The sequence below is a fragment of the Thermogutta sp. genome, assembly GCF_014359955.1.
Lineage (GTDB): Bacteria > Planctomycetota > Planctomycetia > Pirellulales > Thermoguttaceae > Thermogutta.
This window is the reverse complement of record NZ_JACIYL010000432.1, coordinates 1-3,808: the sequence shown is the minus strand read 5'-3', so window position 1 is coordinate 3,808 and position 3,808 is coordinate 1. Positions and strand designations below refer to the sequence as shown.

The window sequence follows — 3,808 nt, the reverse complement described above, 5'->3', positions numbered from 1 at the left end:
GATTGGCCGCTTGGAGGGCGTGGGTATCGAAGCTGCCGGGCTCCGTTCCGCCCAGGTCCACACAGAAGATGCGGATGCCCAATTCCGCACGGATGAGGGCCGTCACGCAGGCCAGTTGCTGGCCGAAATAGGTGTCGGGAAAATCCTCGTTGCCCGCCGCGGAAAGCACGCTCTCTAACCGTTCCAGGTCCCGTGCCGCCTGTTTCTTCGCGGCTGTCACCCGATCGACCAGAGGTGCAGTCCCCGACCGTGAATTTGCCCGGGCAAAAGATTCTCCCAGTTTTCGCAGGGCATCTTTCCCGGCAGGAAAGGCAAACAGTTCCTCAGGTTTCTGGCACCGCACCGCGGGCCGATGATGGCCGAGGATGGTCGTCGGCATGGGGATGCGGCCGGTGAACACCCCTCGTGTGATGGTGCTCCGCGCGCTGTCCTGGAGCGAGTCCTCGAACCAGTGATCGAGCAATCGCCCCAGCCAGCCAGTTTCGCCGAGTGGGTCCTCAGGTCGGGCCGTCTGCCAGATCTCCATCGAGCGCTCGTGCGCTCCGGACGGATTGGGGTACCCCACCCCCTGGACGACGGCGAGATATCCCCCTTCCCAGAGCTCCATCCAGGGACGCAGTGCCGGATGAAACCCTACCGCATCCTGGAGTTTGATCACCTCAGATTCCCGAAGGGCCAGGGTGGGGCGCTGCCGATGATAGTGGTCATCCTCATAGGGAACGACCGTGTTGAGGCCGTCATTTCCGCCCGCCATCTGAATGGCCACGAGGATTGTCTCGTCTTTTCCTCGAGGCAACTGAATACCTGTCTGGGCCAGGACGGCGGGAATCGGCGCTGTCGCACCGACTGCCACCGCCGCTCCGGAAATCTTCAGAAAGTCGCGCCGTGTCCACATGGATATTCACCCTCGCTCTGTGATCGGGTTGTCTCGGCTGCCAATGTCGCCGAGGTTTTCACGGTCAATCATCACGCGCGCCCGGTGATGGCCGTTGTCGTCACCATTGCTTCGCGATTCACACTCAGGACAGTTGGAACTCGGGCAAACCTGCCAGAAAGGCCACCGCTTCTTTTTTCGCGGTCTCGTCACGGGCCGCCTGGACAAGCTTCTGCCAGTCCCTGCGTACTTCGGGCGGGATCTCGCCGCCCAAAAGCGTCTCCGCCAGCCTGGCCGACCAGTCCGGCCGGGAGAGCGCTTCAGTGAGTTGCGAGGTAGCTCCCCAGTTTTCCCCACCGGTCAGCATGGTCTGCACCAGGGCCCAATGCCGCGCGACCTGAGAACCGGTCAACCAGGCCTGTCCGCGAGGCCAGCCGGCCAGGGTGGGTGGATGGACGACATCCCAACCCAATTCCGCCAGTGCTTCTGCCGCGTGGGTGGTCGCCCGGTAGCCAAAAGGCCGCGCCACAGCGAGATAGACCTCAAGGGGCGATTTCACCCGGCGATAGCGTGGATCTTTCAGACATTCCTCCCACCCCAGAAGCAGCGTCAACACCGCTGACACCGGTTGGCCGTCGAGGGCCGCCTTCTGTGCGGCGATCAACAGTTGCTGGGGAACAGGAACCTCTGTGGTCACGAACCAGCCGAACAATCTCCGCACCACGTTTGCAATGGTCGCCGGATCGCGCGCCAGCGCCCTGGCCACATCCTCTGCCCGCAGATCCCCCGTCTGGTCGCCGACGGTCTTCTGTCCCGGATCATGTTCGTAGTCCAACACGCGGAGTCTGCCCGAGGTCACGAACATCCCTGTGTATGCCCGGGCAATATCCGCAACCAGGGTTGCTTTTTCGTGGGGGTCGTGGCCGACGACATACTGCACGAGAAACCGGCCGATTTGCGCCTGTGGCTGGGATCGATAGTTCGAGGGAGCGCGCAGATTGAGCAGAAGTGCCGGATGCGTCAGCGCGAAGGTAAAAATTTTGTCCAACGGCTCGAAGGCCTTTTCCCGCAGTCCGCTGCGAAAATCGTGATATAGGTGGAGCGGCTCCACGCGCAGGGCTGACACGGCAAACAGGTCCAGCCAGAAGAGGGTGAGCATTTCGCGAAATGGCTGGGGGGATTCCACCAGCCGGGCCAGCTCCCAGGTACGGTAACCGTTCAACTGCCCGCGCTCGGCGCTCATCCCCTCCAAATCTTGAATCTCTTGCCAGCGTGGGCCTGCCTGCGTGCCACCAACAAGCCTTACCACGGCCTGCGGTACGTCCAGACCGACCAACCCGTCGCGTTCCTCAACGGCCACGTAACCGGCGGCCCGCCGGAGTAATCGGCCAGCCAGCTCCCTGTCCAGGGTTCCACGGTAAACGCCTGCTGGTAGTTGCATCATGGCGTGCATCCTCCACCTTCCGGCCGGCAGCCTCACGGCTTGCTCAATTCAAGCTGGAAATCCCATCGATTGCTGTGGTTGTGGAAACTCTCGGTGAGCCGGAGCTCGTCCAGCAGCTTGAGTACCGTGAGGAGCTGTGACAATTCTCTCTCCGCCCTCTCTCGGCTGTGTCCTTTCTCCGCCATATTCTGGGCGATCAGGGCCTCTTTGTTGACTTCCAGCAGACGAACGATCTGGTTGCCCAGCACCTCAAGCTGCGTTGTTACCGTCTTTTGCACCTTTTGAAGCGCTGCCTCCTGCTCCGCCAGGGCGTCCAGTATGTCTTTTGCCAGCGGCTCGGCTGTGCTGAGGATCAGGTCCCGATCGCGACACGCCAGTACCGGGCTGAAGTTGAAGCGGATGTCGGCATGCTCTTGGTCACCTTCCGGGTCTGGGTTGAAATACGCCAGTGTGTACTTGACGCCCTTGTACACCGGCCGATCCAGAATCATGCCGGGTTTAGCATCCTGACCGCGAACAAAATTGATCAGTCCCAGGGCCTTCTGAAAGCCCTCTTCCACAACCGGCTGAAACTTTTCCGGATTCTTCATGCGGAAGACAACCGCCACGGCGGGAAGCTGCACGGCCGGCGTGCCCACTTCCGGAGCATACCGCTGGGCCGCCACCACTACGCGGACATACGGCTCCAGCTCAGCAAGCACTTCCTCCGTGAAATTCCGACCCGTAAAGAAAATGCCCATCATGTTTTCGAAGAAGATCAGGCCGGATGTCCTCTCCGGGAAAAGCTCGTTTTTCTGGGCGTAAAAATCGCGAAGGTTCCGGTAGAAGCTCGCCGTGAGGACGGTGCCGGGAACATGAATCGGCGGCAGGACGCCGTCTTCTCCCGGTGCCACGGCGAAGGCCAGCGGCTGCGGCCACTCGGTGACCTCCCCTGTCTGCAGCGTTCCCGTCACGTGGCTTCCCTCAATGCTCAGTCCCACAGCGAGCCAGGGCGCCTTCTGAAGGGCCGTCACTGTTCCCGCCAGCAGGAGGATCGGCAGCGGCTGGCGCCCCTGTTCCAGACCTTTTTGCACGTTGGGAAGTGCCCGAAGTGTTTCCATGTCGAGATAGAGCACCAGATTATGCTCAGCGGTAGCCTTCGCCGCGGCGGCAAATTTCGGATTGTCTCGCAGGCTCCCGGCGCGAGCATCCTGGATACGATCGATGATCTGCTTCATCAATTCCGGTTTATTGGCCAGGATGAGGCGATTCTCAACGATGGCATGAATTTCATCGCCGCCGAACGTCCACGCCGTGACGCCGCGGTAATCAGCGGATCTTACCCGATCCGGCTGGCCCTTGTTCTCGGCGTCGAGTTTTGCCAATCCAAGGAGAAACTCGTGGACGTCCCGCAAGAGCTGCCCGTCCTGGGCTTCCGCGATCACGACGACCTCTCCCCGCGGAAGCGCTGCCGCAAACAGACCACCACCAAAGACTTGCTTGAGCAGTGT

At 61.3% G+C, this 3,808-nt stretch carries 3 protein-coding genes; all 3 read right to left on the bottom strand.

Annotated elements, in window-relative coordinates; translation table 11 throughout:
- Positions 1 to 895: twin-arginine translocation signal domain-containing protein (locus H5U08_RS12575; RefSeq protein WP_297033576.1), on the bottom strand; the 895-nt coding region annotated here is incomplete at its 3' end.
- A 124-nt stretch (positions 896 to 1,019) separates the two neighbouring features.
- Entirely contained in the window at positions 1,020 to 2,318 is a 1,299-nt protein-coding gene (locus H5U08_RS12570; protein WP_297033573.1) for a DUF1800 family protein, read from the bottom strand.
- A 32-nt stretch (positions 2,319 to 2,350) separates the two neighbouring features.
- Positions 2,351 to 3,808: hypothetical protein (locus tag H5U08_RS12565; RefSeq protein WP_297033570.1), on the bottom strand; the 1,458-nt coding region annotated here is incomplete at its 5' end.

Bases quoted from the DNA above. Each gene is read 5' to 3' on its own strand.
- H5U08_RS12570 (WP_297033573.1), bottom strand. From the start codon at position 2,318: ATGATGCAACTACCAGCAGGCGTTTACCGTGGAACCCTGGACAGGGAG.